We start from the raw sequence: 890 nt of genomic DNA, 5'->3' as shown, positions 1-890 counted from the left end.
CTGATTGGACCAGAACACACCTATCTTGCCTTTTAAGGCAACTACAGCGCAGATGTCATCATTTTTTAATTCTTTTGCCAGCACAATGGGTTGGCTCCAATCGGCATAAGGTACATCACTCCACCATACATTTACTTTCCTTTTTCCACAAGAAGCCAGCCACATTCTTCCTTTTCCGTCTATGTCAATTGAAGCTGTCTCACTTCCTTCGACAAGTGTTATGTCTACAGTGGACGTTCTTTTGGACCATGGCACATAGGAATTAGTTGTTGGGTCATACTCCAGGGATACAAGAAAGGCTCTCGTATTTTTTGAAGCTGTGGTGTCGGAACCTTTCGTAGGAGGTGTAATTTCCTCGAAGAGCAGAATATGAGCTACATCGTCGACTACTTTGCAGTCAGCCTTTGTCAATGTGTTGGAAGAAATTGTCAGTACTTTGGTCCACGAGGTGCCGTCGAGGCGCCAGAGGTGCGTACCGGTTTGATCCGGAAGAACCGCCCATTGCATACACGCATAGTTCCATACTTTTGACTGAGGTTTCTCCCCGGTGTCTTTTGTTACGGGTATTCGGGTGATTCGGGTTAGAGAGCTAAATCCCTGCGATTCCTGCGCAATCAGATCGAGTGAAAATAGGCAGGCAAAGCCAAGGATGAGTGTAAATATTTTATTCATAATACCCTTTCTTTTAATGTCCAGAACAAAGTCAGATTATACATGGCAGGATCATAAGGACGATAATTTTAGGTTATTACCGTCTTTAGAAATAGATGTTGTAAAAACCAAGCTAATTGAATAGTCTTTACCCATTAAACTGTTGAGAAGAGAACACACGCTATATAGTGTATATATGCTAATTATAATAATAAGTTGTAATTAACGACCACTATTTT

At 41.6% G+C, this 890-nt stretch carries 1 pseudogene; it reads right to left on the bottom strand.

Annotated elements, in window-relative coordinates:
* Positions 1 to 672: pseudogene (locus tag OB13_RS12065) on the bottom strand (T9SS type A sorting domain-containing protein); the annotation flags it as partial.
* Positions 673 to 890 lie beyond the last annotated feature (218 nt).

This window comes from Pontibacter sp. HJ8 (assembly GCF_054824225.1).
The sequence above is the reverse complement of the archived record's forward strand: the minus strand, read 5'-3'. Positions and strand labels throughout refer to the sequence as shown.